The organism is Microbacterium sp. Root322, from assembly GCF_001425645.1.
Lineage (GTDB): Bacteria > Actinomycetota > Actinomycetes > Actinomycetales > Microbacteriaceae > Microbacterium > Microbacterium maritypicum.
Genome location: NZ_LMCS01000002.1, coordinates 272,737 through 289,875 on the forward strand (window position 1 = coordinate 272,737; position 17,139 = coordinate 289,875).

Annotated in this window: 15 protein-coding genes; 2 read left to right on the forward strand and 13 right to left on the reverse strand. The window is 69.9% G+C overall.

Annotation, left to right across the window (positions count from 1 at the left end; all coding sequences use genetic code 11):
• Positions 1 to 13: 13 nt before the first annotated feature.
• From ASC55_RS06070 to rsmI, 6 genes are all read right to left on the reverse strand, one after another.
• Positions 14 to 1,741, reverse strand: coding sequence for an ABC transporter ATP-binding protein (locus tag ASC55_RS06070; RefSeq protein ID WP_055873665.1), 1,728 nt, complete (start codon positions 1,739 to 1,741; stop codon positions 14 to 16).
• Complete coding sequence (locus tag ASC55_RS06075) at positions 1,738 to 2,652, reverse strand: ABC transporter permease (protein WP_055873668.1); 915 nt, start codon at positions 2,650 to 2,652, stop codon at positions 1,738 to 1,740. The genes ASC55_RS06070 and ASC55_RS06075 overlap by 4 nt, the downstream gene beginning before the upstream one ends.
• Positions 2,649 to 3,629, reverse strand: coding sequence for an ABC transporter permease (locus ASC55_RS06080; RefSeq protein ID WP_017828823.1), 981 nt, complete (start codon positions 3,627 to 3,629; stop codon positions 2,649 to 2,651). Before ASC55_RS06080 ends, ASC55_RS06075 begins: the two co-directional genes overlap by 4 nt.
• Positions 3,626 to 5,275, reverse strand: coding sequence for an ABC transporter substrate-binding protein (locus ASC55_RS06085; protein WP_082524250.1), 1,650 nt, complete (start codon positions 5,273 to 5,275; stop codon positions 3,626 to 3,628). The genes ASC55_RS06080 and ASC55_RS06085 overlap by 4 nt, the downstream gene beginning before the upstream one ends.
• A 148-nt stretch (positions 5,276 to 5,423) precedes the next feature.
• Positions 5,424 to 6,530 carry a LacI family DNA-binding transcriptional regulator gene (locus ASC55_RS06090; protein WP_055864884.1) on the reverse strand — a complete coding sequence of 369 codons (1,107 nt, stop codon included), beginning with the start codon at positions 6,528 to 6,530 and terminating at the stop codon, positions 5,424 to 5,426.
• Positions 6,527 to 7,360: a 16S rRNA (cytidine(1402)-2'-O)-methyltransferase gene (rsmI, locus tag ASC55_RS06095; RefSeq protein WP_055864887.1), complete on the reverse strand. Its 834-nt coding sequence runs from the start codon at positions 7,358 to 7,360 to the stop codon at positions 6,527 to 6,529. Before rsmI ends, ASC55_RS06090 begins: the two co-directional genes overlap by 4 nt.
• A 62-nt stretch (positions 7,361 to 7,422) precedes the next feature.
• On the opposite strand from rsmI, the gene ASC55_RS06100 reads away from it, so the two are divergent.
• Entirely contained in the window at positions 7,423 to 8,976 is a 1,554-nt protein-coding gene (locus ASC55_RS06100; RefSeq protein ID WP_055873671.1) for a dolichyl-phosphate-mannose--protein mannosyltransferase, read from the forward strand.
• A gap of 4 nt (positions 8,977 to 8,980) precedes the next feature.
• Here the strand turns inward: ASC55_RS06100 and ASC55_RS06105 are convergent, their stop codons facing one another.
• The 7 genes from ASC55_RS06105 to ASC55_RS06135 all read right to left on the reverse strand — a co-directional run bounded on the left by ASC55_RS06105 (position 8,981) and on the right by ASC55_RS06135 (position 16,272).
• Positions 8,981 to 9,469 (reverse strand): Lrp/AsnC family transcriptional regulator, encoded by a 489-nt coding sequence (locus ASC55_RS06105; RefSeq protein WP_017828828.1) that lies wholly within the window; start codon positions 9,467 to 9,469, stop codon positions 8,981 to 8,983.
• Between the two features lie 2 nt (positions 9,470 to 9,471).
• Entirely contained in the window at positions 9,472 to 10,875 is a 1,404-nt protein-coding gene (locus tag ASC55_RS06110) for an amino acid permease (RefSeq protein ID WP_055873673.1), read from the reverse strand.
• The gene (gene hisC, locus ASC55_RS06115) at positions 10,872 to 11,963 is read right to left on the reverse strand and encodes a histidinol-phosphate transaminase (RefSeq protein WP_055875971.1); all 1,092 of its coding nucleotides are present in this window, start codon (positions 11,961 to 11,963) and stop codon (positions 10,872 to 10,874) included. The genes ASC55_RS06110 and hisC overlap by 4 nt, the downstream gene beginning before the upstream one ends.
• Before the next feature lie 176 nt (positions 11,964 to 12,139).
• Positions 12,140 to 12,874, reverse strand: coding sequence for a formylglycine-generating enzyme family protein (locus ASC55_RS06120; protein WP_055873675.1), 735 nt, complete (start codon positions 12,872 to 12,874; stop codon positions 12,140 to 12,142).
• Positions 12,875 to 12,939: 65 nt separating this feature from the next.
• A complete protein-coding gene (locus ASC55_RS06125) occupies positions 12,940 to 14,742 on the reverse strand; it encodes a thioredoxin domain-containing protein (protein ID WP_055873678.1) in 1,803 nt (600 codons plus the stop codon).
• Positions 14,743 to 14,775: 33 nt separating this feature from the next.
• A complete protein-coding gene (gene msuE / locus ASC55_RS06130) occupies positions 14,776 to 15,345 on the reverse strand; it encodes an FMN reductase (protein WP_055873680.1) in 570 nt (189 codons plus the stop codon).
• 90 nt (positions 15,346 to 15,435) lie between these two features.
• A complete protein-coding gene (locus tag ASC55_RS06135; RefSeq protein ID WP_055873683.1) occupies positions 15,436 to 16,272 on the reverse strand; it encodes an aldo/keto reductase in 837 nt (278 codons plus the stop codon).
• Positions 16,273 to 16,376: 104 nt separating this feature from the next.
• Here ASC55_RS06135 and ASC55_RS06140 point away from each other — a divergent pair, with 104 nt between their 5' ends.
• Positions 16,377 to 17,111 (forward strand): hypothetical protein, encoded by a 735-nt coding sequence (locus ASC55_RS06140; protein WP_055873685.1) that lies wholly within the window; start codon positions 16,377 to 16,379, stop codon positions 17,109 to 17,111.
• Positions 17,112 to 17,139 lie beyond the last annotated feature (28 nt).

Below are 17,139 nucleotides of genomic sequence, written 5' to 3' on the forward strand. Positions count from 1 at the left end.
CGGATCGAGGGTTCTATCGGATTCGTGTGGGATTGGGCACGGCGTCCAGCAACTGGATCGTGTACGGATCCTCCGGATGCTGCAGCACCTCCGCGGTCTCGCCGCGTTCGACCACGCGTCCGCCGTTGAGCACCAGGATGTTCTGGGTCACGAGCCTCGCGCTCAGCAGGTCGTGCGTGATGTAGAGCATGCTGATGCCCCATCTCTCGCGCAGGTCCTCCAGCAGCGCAAGGACCCCGGCGCGCAGCGAGACGTCGAGCATCGAGATGGGCTCGTCGGCGATCAGTACCTGCGGGTCGCTCGCGAGCGCCCTGGCGATCACGACGCGCTGCCGCTGTCCGCCGGAGAGCTGGTGGGGCAGCTTCGCCGCGAACTGCTCGACGGGCGTGAGGCCGACCGTCTCGAGCAGTTCGAGCACGCGGGCCCTGGCCTCGGATCCCCGCAGCGTGGTGTAGTTCATGACCGGGCGCGTGAGGGCGTACTCGACGGTGTGCAGCGGGTTCAGTGCCGCATACGGGTCCTGGAAGACCATCTGCACGTCCTTGCGCAGATCGCGCAGACCCCGCCGCTTGAGGGACGCCACGTCGACATCGCCGAAGTGCACGGTGCCGGAGGTCGGCTTCTCGACGCCGGTGAGCATCTTGGCGATGGTCGACTTGCCCGAGCCCGAGGCGCCGACGAGCGCGAGCGCCTCGCCCGGTTCGAGCCGGAACGACACGTCGTCGACCGCGGTCACGGCGTCCTGTCCCCGTCGCGGTGCCGGGTAGTGCTTCGAGACGCCCTGCACCACGATCGCCGCATCCGCACGACGGGTGTCGCGCGAGGAGACGGTCGGCAGCGTCTCGGTGACATCGGTCCGCGCGCGTCCTTCGCGACGACGCGTACCGGCGTCGAGGAAGCCGGGGATCTCGATCTTCTCCGCCCGAGGGTCTGCGTAGTGGCTCAGCAGCATCCGCGTGTACTCGTCCTGCGGGCGTTCGAGGATGTCGATGCTCCTGGCGTCCTCGACGATGTGGCCCTCGTGCATCACCATCACCCTGTCCGTCGCCTCGAGCACGATGCCGAGGTCGTGGCTGATGAGGATGGCCGTGAAATGCTCGGCGCGCTGCAGCTCCTTGATCGTGTCCATGACCGCGTGCTGCACCAGCACGTCGAGCGCGGTGGTGGGCTCGTCGAACACCATCAGCTGCGGTTCGAGCGAGAGCGCGAGCGCGATCGATGCGCGCTGACGCATGCCGCCGGAGAGCTCACCGGGGTAGCGGGCGAGCACCGACTCGTCGAGTCCGACCTTGCCGATCAGTTCCCTGGCGCGTGCATCGCGCGCGTCTTTGGGTACGTGGCCGTGCGCGGCGAAGATGTCGCGGAAGTGGTTGCCGACCGTGCGCACCGGGTTGAGCGCGTTCATGCCCGACTGCAGCACCATGGCGAACCCGCCCTGGCGCTGGCGACGCAGCTCCTCCGCATCCAGTTCGCGGATGTCGCGGCCCCCGAAGAGGATGCGCCCTGCGCTGATCCGCGCCGGCGGCTTCTGCAGTCGGGTGAGCGCGAAGCCGAGGGTCGACTTGCCGGACCCCGACTCGCCGACCAGCCCGACGAACTCGCCGCGGCGCAGCGAGAACGAGACGTTCTCGACCGCGGTGACGGGCTTCGTGCCCGGCGAGGCGTACTCCACGGAGAGCCCCTGCACGTCGAGCAGGATGTCGTTCGGCATCGGCGTGGTCTCGGGTGCCATGGCGGTCATCGGCCCTTCCCCTCTCGCAGGCGCGGATTGGAGATGCCGTCCACGCCGAAGTTGATCAGTGTCAGGCTCAGCGCCAGCAGTGCGATGCACAGACCGGGGGCGAACAGCAGCAGCCACTGTCCGGTGAGCAGGGAGTTGGAGTTCTGCGCCCAGTAGAGCATGGTGCCCCAGCTGACGATGCTGGAGTCGCCGAGGCCGAGGAACTCCAGCCCCGCCTCCGCGAGGATCGCCGCCGTGGCCGCTCCGAAGAGCGTGCCGGCGATGATCGACGTCATGTTCGGCAGGATCTCGCGGAACACGATGCGCGCCCTGCTGTCACCCGAGAACTGCGCCGAGGTGACGAAGTCGTTGCCGCGCAGCGACTGCGTCTGGCTGCGGAGCACGCGAGCACCCCACGCCCAGCCGGTCACCACGATGACCGCGATGATCATCAGGATGCCGCCGTTCTGCAGATACGCGGCGATCACGATCATCAGCGGGAGTCCGGGGATCACCAGGAAGAGGTTGACGATGAAGCCGACCACCTCGCCGGCGAAGCCCCGCATGTATCCCCAGCTGAGGCCGATGAGCACGGCCACGATGGTGGACAGGATGCCGGCGGCGAAGCCGACCAGGAGGCTGATCTGCGCGCCGTAGATGAGCTGGCTGAGCACGTCCTCCCCCGCCGCCGTCGTGCCGAGCCAGTGCGCCCAGGAGGCATCGGCGTTGCGCTCGAAGGTGTTGTCCTTCGCGCCGTAAGGGGCCAGGAGCGGGGCGAACACCGCCACCAGCACGAAGAAGGCGAGGATGCACAGTCCGAGCCGTGCCTTGCCGTTGCTCCAGAGGGTGGCGACCATGCGCCCGAAGGCACGCCACGGGCTGGGCGCGGCGATGCGCTCGGCGGGGATCTTGACGTTCATGGTGGAAGTCATCGGCGGGTCCTTGGGTCGAGTACCCCGTACAGGATGTCAACGAGGAAGTTGGCGATGAGCACGCTCACGGTGATCATCAGGAAGAGCGCCTGCATGAGCGGGTAGTCCTGCCCGATCACGGCGTTGAACAGCAGATACCCGATGCCCGGATACCCGAACACCTGCTCCACGAGGATCGATCCGCCGACGACACCGCCGAGCGTGAGCCCGAAGCCGGTGAGGTTGGGCAGGATCGCGTTGCGCGCGGCGTAGCGGAGGGCGATCGTGCGCCCGTGCAGGCCGTTCGCCTCGCCGAACGTGATGTAGTCCTCGCCGAGCGTGTTGATCATGGCGTTGCGCATCCCGATGATCCATCCGCCCAGCGAGGTGAGCAGGATCGTCAGCGCGGGAAGGAACGCGTGGCTGAGCAGGTCTCCGAGGAACTCCCATGTGAATCCGGGGGTCGTCGTCGCGGAGTAGGCGCCCGTGGTCGGGAACCAGTGCAGCACGTAGCCGAAGAAGAACAGCAGCAGCAGCGCGGTCCAGAAGTAGGGGAACGTGCTGAGGAACGAGCCGGTCAGCGTCGGGAGGCTGTCGAGCCAGGTGCCCCGTCGCCAGGCCGCCGAGACGCCGATCAGCGTGCCGATCACGAACGCGAGGATCGTGACGATTCCGACGAGGCCGATCGTGTACGGCAGGGCCGTGGACACCATGCTCGACACCGACTGCGGGTAGAACGTGTACGAGACGCCGAAGTCGAGCCGGACGACCTGACCGAGGTAGGCGATGTACTGATCCCACAGCGACCCGGTCGGAACGCCCAGCTGCGCCTCGATGGCGGCACGCGTGGCATCGGACACCGGCCCGTTCTGAGACAGCTTCGCGATGGCGGCATCCGCCGGAGAACCCGGCATCATCCGCGGGAGGAAGAAGTTCAGGGTGACCGCGGCCCACAGCGTGAGCACGAACAGGCCGAACTTCTGCAGCGCGTACTTCATCGGTCGTCCCCCTTGACCCGCTTCAGGTGCGTGAAGATCATCAGCGGCGCGGAGTCGTAGTTCTGCGGGATCATGTACGGGTCTTCCTCACTCGGCCAGCCGGTGAACTTGGCGTCGTTGAACAGGCCCCAGATGCCGCCGTAGTAGAGGCCGATCACGGGCATCTCGTCGTAGACGATGCCCTGCAGCTCCTTCACGATCTCGGCCTGGCGGGCAGTGTCGACGGTCTCGCGGTACTCCGCGAGCAGCGCGTCGACCTTCTCCGAGCTGTAGCGTTCGAAGTTGTTCGCCGTCGGCTCTCCCGACGGCACGTAGAACTCGCTGGAGAGCAGGTTGTTGTACGCCTGGTAGACGTCGCCGTTGCCCATGCCGCCGATCGCCATCTCGAAGTCGCCGTTGCTGATCGCGCTCTGGTACCCCGCGGGCTGCGGGAGCTTGAGCGTGACCTTCACGCCCACGTCGGCGAGCTGGCTGCGCACGGTCTGCGCGGCCCTGGTCCAGTCGGTGAAGCCGTTGGCGGTGGTGAGGGCGAATTCCAGCTGCTCCCCGTTCCCATCCACCAGGCGATCGCCGTCGAGGGAGTATCCGGCTTCGGCGAAGGCGGCGAGGGCGGCATCCTTGTCCTGCGTGATCATGCCCTGGTCGGGGATGCTCGGATCCAGGTACTGCTCCTGGTTGGGGAGGATGAGCCCGGTCTGACCGGCCGGCTTCATGTATCCCTCGGAGGCGGTCTCGGCGATCTCCGCGCGGTCGAGGGAGAGCGCGATGCCACGGCGCACGTTCACGTCGTCGAAGGGTGCGACCTCGAGGTTCGGCATCAGCGCGATCACGCCGCCCGGCGGGAACCACCAGGAGTTGTGCTCGCTCGCCGCGCCCCACGTGCCCTCGACATCGGAGATGAAGGCGTAGGCCCAGTCGTAGCCGCGGCTGACGGTGTCCAGCTGCGAGTTCGTGGCGGGGAGGATGATGTGCTCGATCTCGATCGAGTCGGCCTGCCAGTAGTCGGGGTTCTTGTCCATCGAGTACTGCTGGTCGTTGTAGTTGCCGAGCACGAAGGGGCCGGTGCCGACCGGCGTCTCGTTGCGGTAGGTGCCGGGGTCCTTCACATCGGCCCAGAGATGCTCAGGGACGATCATGGTCTGCCCGAGGATCGACAGGGAAGGAGCGTCGTCGGTCTTGAGGTGCAGGATCACGTCGCCGCCCTCGGTCTCGACGCTCTCGAGGTGCTGCCATGCGCCCTTGATGTCGAGGGACGGGTTGTCCTTCAACAGCTGGAACGTGAAGGCGACGTCCTCGGGAGTGAGGTCTTCGCCGTCGCTCCAGGTCACGTCGTCGCGGATCGTCATCACGATCGTGCGGGCGTCGGGCTGGGACCACTCGGACGCGAGCCACGGGTTCTGGGTGCCGTCGAGCGGGTTGATCAGGATCAGCGGCTCGTAGATCCACCGCGACGCCGTGCGCGTGTTGGTGAGATACGGGTTGAAGTTCTTCGTGAAGAACGGGTTGCCTTTGTCGGCGTTGATCAGCATCGTGTCGGCGCCGATCGACGGATCGGGTTGGGATGTGATCTGGATGCTGCAGCCGCTGAGTGCGACCGCGACGGCCGCCAGGCCTACGATCGCCGCTCGGCGCCAGCGCTGGATCACGCGCCCTCTCGGTGTTCTTCCACCGGACATCTGCCACCTCATGTCGTCTCTGTCATGAACGGCATCCTGCGCCGCCTCAGTGATTGTAAGCGCATACATTTTGCGATCGCAACCCCTTGACACCGCCACCGGGGCATGTGTCGAGCCGTCAGGCGGGGCGCAGAGAGCTCTCGCGCAGCAGGATCTGCAGCGGCAGCCGCGCGACCACGGGGTCGGCGTCGGCGTTCTCGAGGCGGCGGGCGAGCACCTGCACCGCCGCGCGCCCGAGGTCGATCATCGGCTGGCGGATCGTGGTCAGCGGCGGCTGCGAGAGCGCGGCGGCCTCGATGCCGTCGAAGCCCGTCACCAGCACGTCGTCCGGCACTCGGACGCCCGCGCCGCGGAACACGTCGAGCGCGCCGAGGGCCATCTGATCGTTCGCGCAGATGAGCGCGGCCGGCGTGCCGGCCGCGAGAAGCTCCTCGGCGGCCTGGCGCCCGGAGGCCCGGGTGAAGTCGCCGCGCCGCACCGTCACGTCGTCGAGTGATCCGCCGGCCTCCGCCACGGCAGCGGCGAAGCCCTCCCAGCGCTGCAGTCCATCCGGGGAGTCAGCCGGCCCCGCGAGGAAGGCGAGCCGCCCGTCCCCCACCTGAGCCAGCACGTGCCTGGTCAGCTCGGCCATCGCCTCGGCGTTGCTCACCGTCACGTGGTCGTAGTGATCGCCGCGCGGGGGGCCGGAGAGCACCACCACGGGGATGCGTCGCGCCAGACGGGCCAGCACGTCGTCGGGCACGCTGCTGGCGAGGACCATGAGCCCGTCAACCCGGCCGGCCATGTCCCGCACGGTGGAGCGATCGGGGTCGTCACGTCCGACCCCGACCATCAGCACGAAGCCCTGCTTCCACGCCTCCAGCTCCGCACCGCGCAGCACCTCGTCGAGGAACAGCATCGAGGTGTGCCGGCCGTCGACCTCCGCCTCCTCGCGGACGATCGCGAACGGCGGCGCCTCGCTGTCGGCGGCGGAGAGGGCGTCGAGAGGCGGGGCATCCTCCGCGGCGTCGAATCCGGGGAAGTACAGTCCCAGCACCCCTGTCCGCCGCTCGGCGAGGCCCCTGGCACTGCCGCTGGGGACGTACCCCAGCGCGGCCACGGCGTCGAGCACGCGTTCGCGGGTGACCGGACGCACGGCGTCCGGCGAGCGCAGCACCCGCGAGACCGTGGCGATCGAGACGCCGGCCCGATCGGCCACGTCGTACACGGTCGCCGCCTTGCTCACGCCGACGCCCCTCCGGATCGGGCGGCGAGGGCGGCCTGGTAGAGGTCTCGGGAGGAGAGACCGGTGAGGGCCGCGACCTCGGACGCGGCATCCTTCAGCCGGATGCCGTCGGCGACGAGCTTCTGCACCTGGACGAGGGCGTCTTCCGGGGAGGCATCACGACGCGACGCCCCTTCGACCACGACGACGATCTCACCCTTCACCCCGTTCTCGGCCCAGGCGACGAGTTCGGAGGAGGTGCCGCGGCGCACCTCCTCGTAGAGCTTCGTGAGCTCGCGGCACACCGCGATCCGCCGCTCGTCGCCGAAGGCGGCACCCATGTCGGCGAGAGCGCTGGCGAGGCGGGCGGGCGACTCGAAGAAGACCATGGTGCGAGGTTCGGCGGCCAGCGCGCGCAGTGTGGAACGACGCTCCCCCGGCTTGCGCGGCAGGAACCCCTCGAACGTGAAGCGGTCGGTGGGCAGGCCCGAGATCGCGAGCGCCATCAGCACCGCGCTCGGCCCGGGGATCGCGGTGACGGTGACTCCCTGCGCCACCGCCTCGGCGACCAGTCCGTACCCGGGGTCGCTGACGGTCGGCATCCCGGCATCGCTCATCACCACGATGTCGGTCTCCGCCGCGAGGGCTGCCAGCTCGGCCGCCTTCTGCTTCTCGTTGTGGTCATGCAGGGCGATCAGGCGCGGCCTGTTGTCGATCTGCAGGGCCTTGAGCAGGCGCTGGGTGGTGCGGGTGTCCTCCGCGACGACGACCTCGGCGTTCTCCAGCACCTCCACGAGGCGGCGAGATGCGTCGCCGAGATTTCCGATCGGAGTGGCGGCGAGGATGATCACCCGCCCAGCTTAGGCGGGCGGGATGCAGCCGGCGGAGAAGGCCGGTTGTCTAGGCTGGAGCGGTGACCGCGCCCGTGCCCCTGCTTCCCGCTCCCGAGGAGCGGTCGACGCGCTACGGGCAGCTCCGCGATCGTCTGCTGCGGGATCCGGACTGGGGACGCGCGATCCGCTGGCTCGCCCCTCTCGTGATCACCGCGATCGCCGCCCTCCTCCGTCTGATCAACGTCGCGCATCCGCATCAGCTGGCGTTCGACGAGACCTACTACGTCAAAGACGCGTGGTCGCTGTGGACCCTCGGCTACGAGGGCACCTGGGGTGAGAACGCCAACGACGCGTTCATCACCCTGCAGCAGCTGCCGCTGTCCGAACAGGGCGCGTTCATCGTGCATCCGCCTCTCGGCAAGTGGCTCATCGCGCTGGGCATGGCGATCGGCGGTCCCGACAACAGCGCGGGCTGGCGACTCGCGACGGCACTGCTCGGCACCGCCTCCGTTCTGCTGGTCTACCTGATCGCGCGACGACTCAGCGGCTCCGTGGTGGTCGCGAGCGTGGCCGGAACACTGCTCGCGATCGACGGCCTCAGCATCGTCATGAGCCGCATCGCCCTGCTCGACGGCATCCTGACCTTCTTCGTCCTGCTCGGCGTGCTGTTCGTGATCATCGACCGGCAGCGGACCATCCCGGTGCTCGAGAGGCGCGACCCCGACAAGCCCGACCCGTTCTGGGGGCCGGTGCTCTGGCGTCGCCCCTGGCTGATCGCGGCGGGGACGGCCCTGGGCGCAGCATCGGCCGTGAAGTGGTCGGGGCTGTACGTGCTGGCCGGATTCGGCCTGTACGTCGTGGTCACCGATGCGCTGGCCCGTCGGCGGGCCGGGGTGGTGCTGTGGCCCACGGCAGCTGCCTTCCGCCAGGGGCCCGTCTCGTTCGTGCTGCTCGTCTTCCCCGCCCTGGCCGTGTACCTGATCAGCTGGACCGGTTGGCTGGTGACCGCAGGGGGCTATGACCGCCAGAGCGACCCGAACCCGCTGATCGCCCTGTGGAAGTACCACGAGTCGATGCTCGGCTTCCACGTCGGCCTGACTCGCGGGCACCCCTATGCGAGCCCCGCCTGGGAGTGGCCTCTGCTGCTGCGCCCCACGGCCGTATGGGTCGACTCCGATCCCACCGGCTGCGGCACGGACCACTGCATCGGCGTGATCTCCGCGATCCCGAACCCGCTCATCTGGTACGCGGGCGTGGCCGCGGCGATCTACCTGCTCTACCGCCTGGTACGCGGCTGGATCACCCGGCGGCCCGTCGGCCCAGAGCTGAGCATCCCCCTCGTCGGCCTCGCGGTCACCTATGTCCCGTGGCTGATGTTCCCCGATCGCACGATCTTCCAGTTCTACACGGTCGTGATGATGCCGTTCCTCGTGATCGCTCTGGCCATGACGCTGCGGATCGTCGCCGGCACGCGCGAGGATCCGCTGCACCGTCGGCAGGCCGGCGAGCGCACGGTGATGATCTTCCTCGTGTTCGTGGTGCTGGTGTCGGCGTTCTTCCTGCCGCTGTGGACCGGGATGAGCGTGCCGTACGAGTTCTGGCTCCTGCACAACTGGCTGCCCGGCTGGGTGTGACCCGCTAGCCGGAGAGCACCTCGTCGGTGGCGACGTGTTCCACGAGCGGCAGCACCCGTCCGGAGAGATGCGTGCGCATCGCGATGGACGAGGCCGTGCGGGCGACTCCCGGCACCAGAGCGACCCGGTCGAGCACCTCCTGCAGCCTGGTGGCATCGCGCGCCACCAGCCGCAGCTGCATGTCGCTGGCACCCGTGACGGTGTGCATGTCGACGATCTCGGGCACGGCGTCGGCGAGCGCCGTGGCCACCTCGTCGTGCCCCACCTTCTGATCGATCTCGACCAGGCAGAACGCGACGACGCCGTAGCCGAAGCCGGCCGGGTCGATGCGCGGCACGATCGCCTCGATCACCCCGCCCTCGTGCAGGCGGGCGAGCCGGCTCGTCGCGGTGCCGCGGGCGATGCCGAGTCGTCGCGCGCATTCGAGGATCGGCAGCTGCGGCGACTCGGTGAGCAGCCGGATGAGCTGGGCGTCGAGGCGATCGATGCGCATCGCTACTCCCGGGGGACGCCGGGCCGGGCCACACCCCTGGTCGCGCGGGCGACGAGGAGGAGCACGGCGGTGAGCCCCAGCGTCAGCAGCAGCTGGATGCGCGCGGCCTCATCGATCATCGCGAGGGCGATCACGGCCGCGAGCAGCACCAGGCAGAGCCACGACAGCCAGGGGAAGCCCCACATGCGCATCGGCATCGCCTCTCCCGCCCGATCCGCGCGGCGGCGGAGGATGATCTGCGCCACGGCGGTCGCCGTCCAGATCACGAGCAGCGTCGAGCCGACCACGTTGAGCAGGGCGGGCAGGACCACATCGGGGAAGGCCCAGTTGAGCCCGACCGTGACGAAGCCGAAGGCGACCGAGGCCAGCACCGCGACGAACGGCACGCCCTTGAGGCTGGTGCGGGTGGCCGCCAGCGGCGCGAGCCCGCGCTCCCCCAGCGAGTACGCCATGCGGGAGGCGCCGTAGATGTTGGCGTTCATGGCCGACAGCAGCGCGATGATGACGATGAGGTCCATCACCAGTCCGACGCCCGGCACGTTCAGGGTCTCGAGCACCGCCGAGAACGGCCCCGCCTTCACGGCCGGGTCGTTCCAGGGCAGCACCGCGACGATCACGAAGATCGATCCGACGTAGAAGACGAGGATGCGCACGAGCACCTCGCGGACGATGCGGCGGATGTTGTGGGCGGGATCGTTCGACTCGGCGGCCGCGATCGCGACCACCTCGGTGCCGCCGAAGGCGAACACCACGATCAGCAGGGCACCGGCGATGCCGGCGATGCCGTTCGGGGCGAAGCCGCCGGCGTCGACGAGGTTCGAGATGCCGGTGGCCGCCACGCCGGGGATGAGACCGATGATCGCGCACACTCCCACCACGAGGAAGGCGATGATCGCGGCGACCTTGATCGCCGCGAACCAGAACTCGAAGCGGCCGTAGTTGCGCACGCCGAACAGGTTCACCGCGGTGAGCGCCACGACGAAGATCAGCACCCACACCCAGGCGGGGATGCCCGGCGTCCAGTTGGCGACGATCGCGCCCGCACCCGTCGCCTCGGCCGCGATCACCACGACCAGCTGGATCCAGTAGAGCCACCCGACCGCACTGCCGGCGCTGCGCCCCATCGCCTTCTGGGCGTAGGAGCTGAAGGCGCCGGAGCTGGGGCGTGCCGCGACCATCTCGGCGAGCATCGCCATCACGAGAACGACGATGCCGCCGGCGACGAGGTACGACACCAGCACGGCGGGACCCGCGATGCTGATCGCCTGACCCGATCCGACGAACAGACCGGCGCCGATCGCGCCACCCAGTCCCATCATCGAGATCTGACGACGGGTCAGGCCCGGATGCAGTCCCTTGGTGGTCGTGGTGGTCGGGGGGACCTCGGTCATGCGGTCATCGGTCATGCGCCGACCTCCACACGCTCGGCGTCGACCGCGAGCGGAGCGGATGCGGCGAGCGCGGCCTCCACCCGGTCGATGTCCTCCGCGGAGCCCGAGGAGATGCGGATGCCCTCCCCGGCGAAGGCGCGCGCGATCACTCCCCCCTCCTGCAGCAGGCTCTCGAGCTCTGCGGTGCGGTCGGCGGACGGCACCCAGACGAAGTTGGCCTGGGAGCGGACGGCGGGCCATCCGGCTGCGGTGAGCACGGCGTGGAGGCGATCGCGTTGGGCGACCACGTCGTCGATGCGGGTCGCGAGCTCGTCCTCGGCGTCCAGCGAGGCCAGAGCCGCGACCTGAGCGAGGTCGGTCACCCCGAAGGGCACGGCGACCTTGCGCTGGTTCTCGGCGACGGCTGCCGGGGCGATCGCATAGCCGATGCGGAGCCCGGCGAGCCCGTAGGCCTTGGAGAACGTGTGCAGCACCGCCACGTGCGGGTGCCGGCGGAACAGCTCGATACCGGCGCCCCTGCTCTCGGTGCGATCGAAGTGCACATAGGCCTCGTCGATCACCACGAGCACGTCGTGCGGAACCGCGGAGACGAAGCGCTCCAGCTCGTCGGCGCCGACGACGGTCCCGGTCGGGTTGTTCGGGTTGCAGACGAAGATCAGGCGGGTGCGCGGGGTGATCGCCGCGAGCATCGCATCGAGGTCATGCCCGTGGTCCGCGTCGAGCGGCACCGGCACGGGCGTGGCCCCGGCGATGCGCACCAGCGAGGGATACGCCTCGAACGACCGCCACGCGAAGACGACCTCGTCGCCCTCACCTGCCACCGCGTGGATGAGCTGGGAGGCAATCTCGACCGACCCGGCCCCGACCGTGACCTCGGACGCATCGACACCGTAGCGTTCGGCGAGCCGTTCGCGAAGCGCGGCGGCGCTCATGTCGGGATAGCGGTTGATGCCGTCGAGGCGATCGCGCACGGCCTGGACGACCGAGGCCAGCGGCGGATGCGGGGACTCGTTCGAGGAGAGCTTCGAGGCACCGGTCGGAGCGGAGCGCCCCTGACGGTATGCGGGAACGGCGTCGAGTCCGGCGCGGGTGGGGAGGGGCATCGTCAGAGCGTCCTTGCTGTGATCCATGGGCGGCCCCCGAGCGGCACCGCCTGCTGTCGCGCAACAGTAGAACGGATCGCGGCCACTGGGCAATCGGCGCACCGGAAGCTGCGCATCCCGCGCAATCGACCGACACTCCTCGGGGAACTGTTAGGCAGATTGCACAGTCGCGACGATCACTCGACGGAGGCCGCGAGCCGGAACCCGATGCCCACCGCGAGGAGGTCGGCCTCGTAAGCCCCGTGTCGCCGCGCGCAGCGGGCCAGGTCGACGTCGTGGCGGAACGCGCCGCCGCGCGTGATGTGCGGGTCGGCCGCCCAGTCCTCGACAGTCGGGACGCTGTCGGGCGCACCCGGGTACGGCGCGTACCGGGTCGAGGTCCACTCGTCGACGTTGCCGGCCATGTCGAGCACTCCGAACGCACTGGCACCGTCGGGGAACGACCCGACGGGCGTCGTGGTGCCGAGCCCGAGGTCGAACAGGTTCGCCCTCCCCCGCACGTACTCGTCTCCCCAGGGGAACTCGCGGGTGTCATCACCGCGCGCCGCCCGCTCCCACTCGTCTTCGGTCGGCAGTCGCACCTCTTCGCCGAGTTGCGAGCCGATCCAGGCGGCGAAGGCGGATGCTTCGGCCCAGGTGACTCCGACGACCGGATGCTCGTCGATCCCGGCGATGGCACGGGCGCCGGTCTCCTCCGCGTACGCGGCCCACTGCGCGACGGTGACCGGGGTGCGGGCGAGCCGGAACGCCGGGACGACGATCCGCGTGCGCGGCGTCTCCTTCTCGTACCAGGCACGCGGAACCCCCGTGTCGGCATAGCGGACGGTGAGGGCGTCGACCTCGTCGGGCGGCGTCCCCCGCTGCAGCGTTCCCGCCGGGATGCCGACCCACTCGATCTGCTGCGCGGCCATGCACCTTCCCCCTCGAACCGTGTCGGTCCCCAGCGTAGGAGCCGCAGCGCCCTCCAGGGCCGCCGTCAGCGCGTGAGCGACACCTCGGCCGGGTCGCTCACCGGCAGCCGGCACACGAACGCGCGGCAGTCGTAGGCGCGTTCCGCCGACGCGTCCTTCCCCTCGAACAGGTCGAACCCGGCATCGGCGAAAGCCCGCGCCTGCTCCGTGGTCACCACGGCGACGGCCTCGGCGTCCGCGCCCCTGGCGACCACGGCGAGGGCACTGTCGCGCACTCCGGTGACCACGACGAGCTGGCGGGGAGGAACGGCGAGACCCGCGGCCACCCGCAGCAGGGTGCCGTGGGCGAACGGCTGCTCCAGCGAACGCGCGGCGAGCGCGCTCACGGTCGTCACCGCCGCTTCGCGATACCGCTCCCCCGCTCCCAGCCACCATGCGGTCAGCGCGGCGCCGGCCACCGCAGCGGCATCGGAGGGCAGGTCGCCGTCGGTCTGGTCGGGCGAGGCCGCGATGCCCTGGCCAGACAGCAGCGGGTCGTCACCTACCGTGCCGTCGAGTGCCCCGTCGAGGATGCTGCGCGCCGCGATCGCCCAGGTCGCCTTGCCGGTCGCCAGCGCGAGCGCGAACAGGCCGTCGGCGAGAAGGCCGAGGTCCGCGGCGGTCGCTGACGCGGCGGATGCCCGTCCGTCGAGCGACGCCCGCACGAGGGCGCCGTCGGCATCCCGGTTGGTCCGCAGCACCTCGTCCGCGGCAGAGGCCGCGGCATCGATCCAGCTCTGCTCGCCGAGCGCCGCGCCGGCCCTGGAGAGGGCGCCGATCGCGAGTCCGTTCCAGCCGGTGATCACCTTGCCGTCGACCGCCGGGGGCTCGAGCCCCGCCCGTTCGGCGAGCGGGCGGAGGTAGTACCCACCCTCGTTGCGCACGCCGTCGATCGTCGACTCCGAGTCCTGCGCCGCGCCGAATCCGCCGCCGTCGCGACGGAGCACATCGATCAGGAAGGACGCGATGCCGCGCACGGTGCGCTCGTCTCCCGCGTCGCGCGCGACATCGAGCAGCTGCGCGTTGTCGGTCAGCATCCGCTCGTAGTGCGGCACCGTCCAGTCGCGCTGGGTCGCATACCGGAAGAACCCGCCATCCGCATCGCGAAGGTCGGAGTCCGCCATCGCGGCGAGCGCGCGTGCGGTGGCCGCCGACGCCTCCGGAGCGCCCTCCCGCACGAGCGGGTGCTGCAGGAAGCGCAGCGTCGTGGCGACAGGGAACTTCGGGGCTCCCCCGAAGCCGCCGAACTGCGGATCCTCGCGCTGCGCGATCGCCTGCGCCGCGGTCCCGATCGCGACGACGTCCGGCAGGGTCGAAGGCGTGGACTCCGCCGCGCGGGCGAGCGCGTCGGTCACGGCATCCGCCGATTCCTCCGCCTGCGCACGACGCAGCGTCCACGCCTCCCGCACCGCCGCGAGCACGTCGCGGAATGCGGGCATCGAGGGGCGCGCCTGCGGCGGCCAGTAGGTGCCGGCGTAGAAGGTGCGCCCGCGCGGGGTGGCGAAGACCGTGAGTGGCCAGCCGAGACTCTGCGTGAAGGCCGAGGCTGCGGCCATGTAGGCGCCGTCGACCTGCGGATGCTCCTCGCGGTCGACCTTCACGGCCACGAATCCGTCGTTGATGAGCGCGGCGGTGGCGGGGTCGGCGAACGACTCCCGCGCCATCACGTGGCACCAGTGGCAGGTCGAGTAGCCGATCGAGATGAGCAGCGGCACGTCGCGCCGCTGCGCCTCGGCGAACGCCTCCTCACCCCACGGATACCAGTCGACGGGGTTGTCGGCGTGCGCCCGGAGGTACGGGCTGAGGGTGTCGGCGAGCCGGTTGGTCATGCCTTCACGCTACGCCCGCGGGGCGCGGCGGGGTCAGCCGACGAGCAGCTCGACCGGACGCGACGCCGCGTAGCCCACCAGCGGCAGAGCGCGCTCCGCCGCCAGGGCGATGCGGGCTTCGAGCACCTCCGAGACGATCTCGTAGCCGTCGAAGTCCGTGTTGCTGGCGTAGACGCCGACCGGAAGGGTGAGCGCCTGGAAGAACGCGAACAGCGGACGCAGCTGGTGCTCGATGATCAGCGCATGCTTCTCGCCGCCGCCGGTCGCCGCCAGCAGCACGGGCGTGCCCACAAGGTCGTACTGGCCGACGAAGTCGAAGAGGTGCTTGAAGAGCCCGGTGAAGGAGGCGCGGTAGACGGGGCTGCCCACGATCAGCAGATCGGCGGACTCGATCGCCTGCAGCTGCGCCTCGACCTCTGGCGGCAGCTGGTCGCGCTGGAGCGCGCCGGCCAGTCCTGGACCGATCCGCGTCAGCTCGATGAGCTGCGCCTCGACCTCAGCACGCTCGGCGACGGCGGCCGTGATCGCGCGGACGAGGGCGGTCGTCTTGCTGGGCTCGTGCAGGGATCCCGACACGGCGACGACACGGAACGGAGCTGTCATGCCTCGACGGTACTCACGACGACGCCCTGTGTCGCGTGGTGCGACACAGGGCGTCATGTGAGCTCGAAGGCTCCGTCTCACCGCAGCGGGTCAGTTGACCTCGTCCGGGTGGGAGCCGACGCGGCCGGAGCCGTCGAGCGGGTCGAGCGCGTCGATCGCCGCGATCTCGGCATCGGTCAGTTCGAAGCCGAAGACATCGAGGTTCTCGCGCAGGCGCTCGGCGCGCACCGACTTCGGGAACACGATGATGTCCTTCTGCAGGTGCCAGCGCAGCACGGCCTGGGCGGGCGTGACCCCGTGGGCCGCCGCGGCATCCGCCACCGCCGGAGCGCCGAACAGGTCGTACTTGCCCTGACCGAGCGGACCCCACGCCTCGATGCGCACACCGTTCGCGTCGGCCCAGGCGACCACGTCGCGCTGCTGGTAGGCGGGGTGCAGCTCGATCTGGTTCACGGCCGGCACGACACCGGTCTCCTTCACGGTGCGCTCCAGGTGCGGAACCAGGAAGTTCGAGACGCCGATGCTGCGGGTGAGCCCCGCCTCGCGCAGCTCGATGAGCTTCGCGAAGGCGTGCACGTAGTCGTCCTTCGCGGGGGTGGGCCAGTGCACCAGGTACAGATCGACCTTCTCCAGGCCGAGCTTCTCCAGGCTCTCGGCGATGGCCGCACGCGGCTCGTCGTCGTGGTGGCGGTCGTTCCAGAGCTTCGTCGTGACGAACAGCTCGTCGCGCGGGATGCCGGAAGCCGCGATGGCGGCACCGACGCCCTCCTCGTTGCCGTAGATCGCGGCGGTGTCGATGTGGCGGTAGCCGATCTCGAGCGCCTCGCTCACCGCGCGCTCGGTCTCTGCCGGCGGCACCTTGAAGACGCCGTAGCCGAGCTGCGGGATGGAATTGCCGTCGTTCAGTTCGAGTGCAGGAATCGTCATCCCTCCAGCCTATGACCTGTGATGACAGGCGGATCCGAACGATGACGAGGGAAGTCGGTGCGGGTGACGTGGCCCGCAGCCGAGGTTCCGTAGGCTGAGGAACGATGAACGAGCGCGACGCCTCCGACGATGCGGAGTATCTCCCGCCACCTCCCCCTGCCGCGGACACGCCTGCGCCGGACGAGGAGGAGACCCGGATCGTCGCCGCGACCAAGAGGCGCAGTCGAACCATCGTCATCCTGGTCACCGTCGTCGCCGCCGTCCTGCTCCTCGGAACGATCGCGACGAACCTCCTTCTCGCCGCCGGGCTGCGCGCCGAGATCGGCGAGGGACGCCCCGGCGCATCGGCGGCGCCGTCGGCATCCGCGTCCCCGACACCGACCCCCGATCGGCCGACGTCCGCGTGCAGCGAGCTCTGCGCCGCGGCCACCGAGGAGATCGGAGCCACCGCCGGCGACTGGCGGATCGAGGGCGACTGGACGAACGCGGCGAACGACCTCGGCTCGCGCGATGCCGCAACAGCGGTGTTCGCCTCCGACGCCGGCCGTGCCACGGTGACGGTGCTGCAGTTCCCCACCGACGACGCTGCCGCGCAGGCGGCCCTCGACATCCGCGCCAGGATCGGCGACCCGACATACACGGAACAGGTGTTCGACGACGGGTCGGGCACGCGATACGACTTCGACGGCGCGACCGTCAGCCGCGTCGTGTGGCATCTCGACGCCCAGTCGAGGCCGCACACGCCCGGGCGTCTGTACATCGTCGAAGCGCCGACGAACGCCGCGGACAGCTTCGCCGGGCAAGCCGCCTATCAGCTGTATCTGGCGCTCCCGCTCTAGGCGTGGCGCATCCCGCCTGTCGTCCCGC

What these genes read in the sequence shown, in the direction of transcription:
- ASC55_RS06080 (WP_017828823.1), bottom strand. Translation starts at nt 3,629, where the DNA reads ATGAAGTACGCGCTGCAGAAGTTCGGCCTGTTCGTGCTCACGCTGTGG.
- msuE (WP_055873680.1), bottom strand. Translation starts at nt 15,345, where the DNA reads ATGACAGCTCCGTTCCGTGTCGTCGCCGTGTCGGGATCCCTGCACGAG.
- ASC55_RS06105 (WP_017828828.1), bottom strand. Translation starts at nt 9,469, where the DNA reads ATGCGCATCGATCGCCTCGACGCCCAGCTCATCCGGCTGCTCACCGAG.
- ASC55_RS06135 (WP_055873683.1), bottom strand. Translation starts at nt 16,272, where the DNA reads ATGACGATTCCTGCACTCGAACTGAACGACGGCAATTCCATCCCGCAG.
- ASC55_RS06075 (WP_055873668.1), bottom strand. Translation starts at nt 2,652, where the DNA reads ATGACTTCCACCATGAACGTCAAGATCCCCGCCGAGCGCATCGCCGCG.
- ASC55_RS06140 (WP_055873685.1), top strand. Translation starts at nt 16,377, where the DNA reads ATGAACGAGCGCGACGCCTCCGACGATGCGGAGTATCTCCCGCCACCT.
- ASC55_RS06070 (WP_055873665.1), bottom strand. Translation starts at nt 1,741, where the DNA reads ATGACCGCCATGGCACCCGAGACCACGCCGATGCCGAACGACATCCTG.
- hisC (WP_055875971.1), bottom strand. Translation starts at nt 11,963, where the DNA reads ATGCCCCTCCCCACCCGCGCCGGACTCGACGCCGTTCCCGCATACCGT.
- ASC55_RS06125 (WP_055873678.1), bottom strand. Translation starts at nt 14,742, where the DNA reads ATGACCAACCGGCTCGCCGACACCCTCAGCCCGTACCTCCGGGCGCAC.
- ASC55_RS06110 (WP_055873673.1), bottom strand. Translation starts at nt 10,875, where the DNA reads ATGACCGATGACCGCATGACCGAGGTCCCCCCGACCACCACGACCACC.
- ASC55_RS06120 (WP_055873675.1), bottom strand. Translation starts at nt 12,874, where the DNA reads ATGGCCGCGCAGCAGATCGAGTGGGTCGGCATCCCGGCGGGAACGCTG.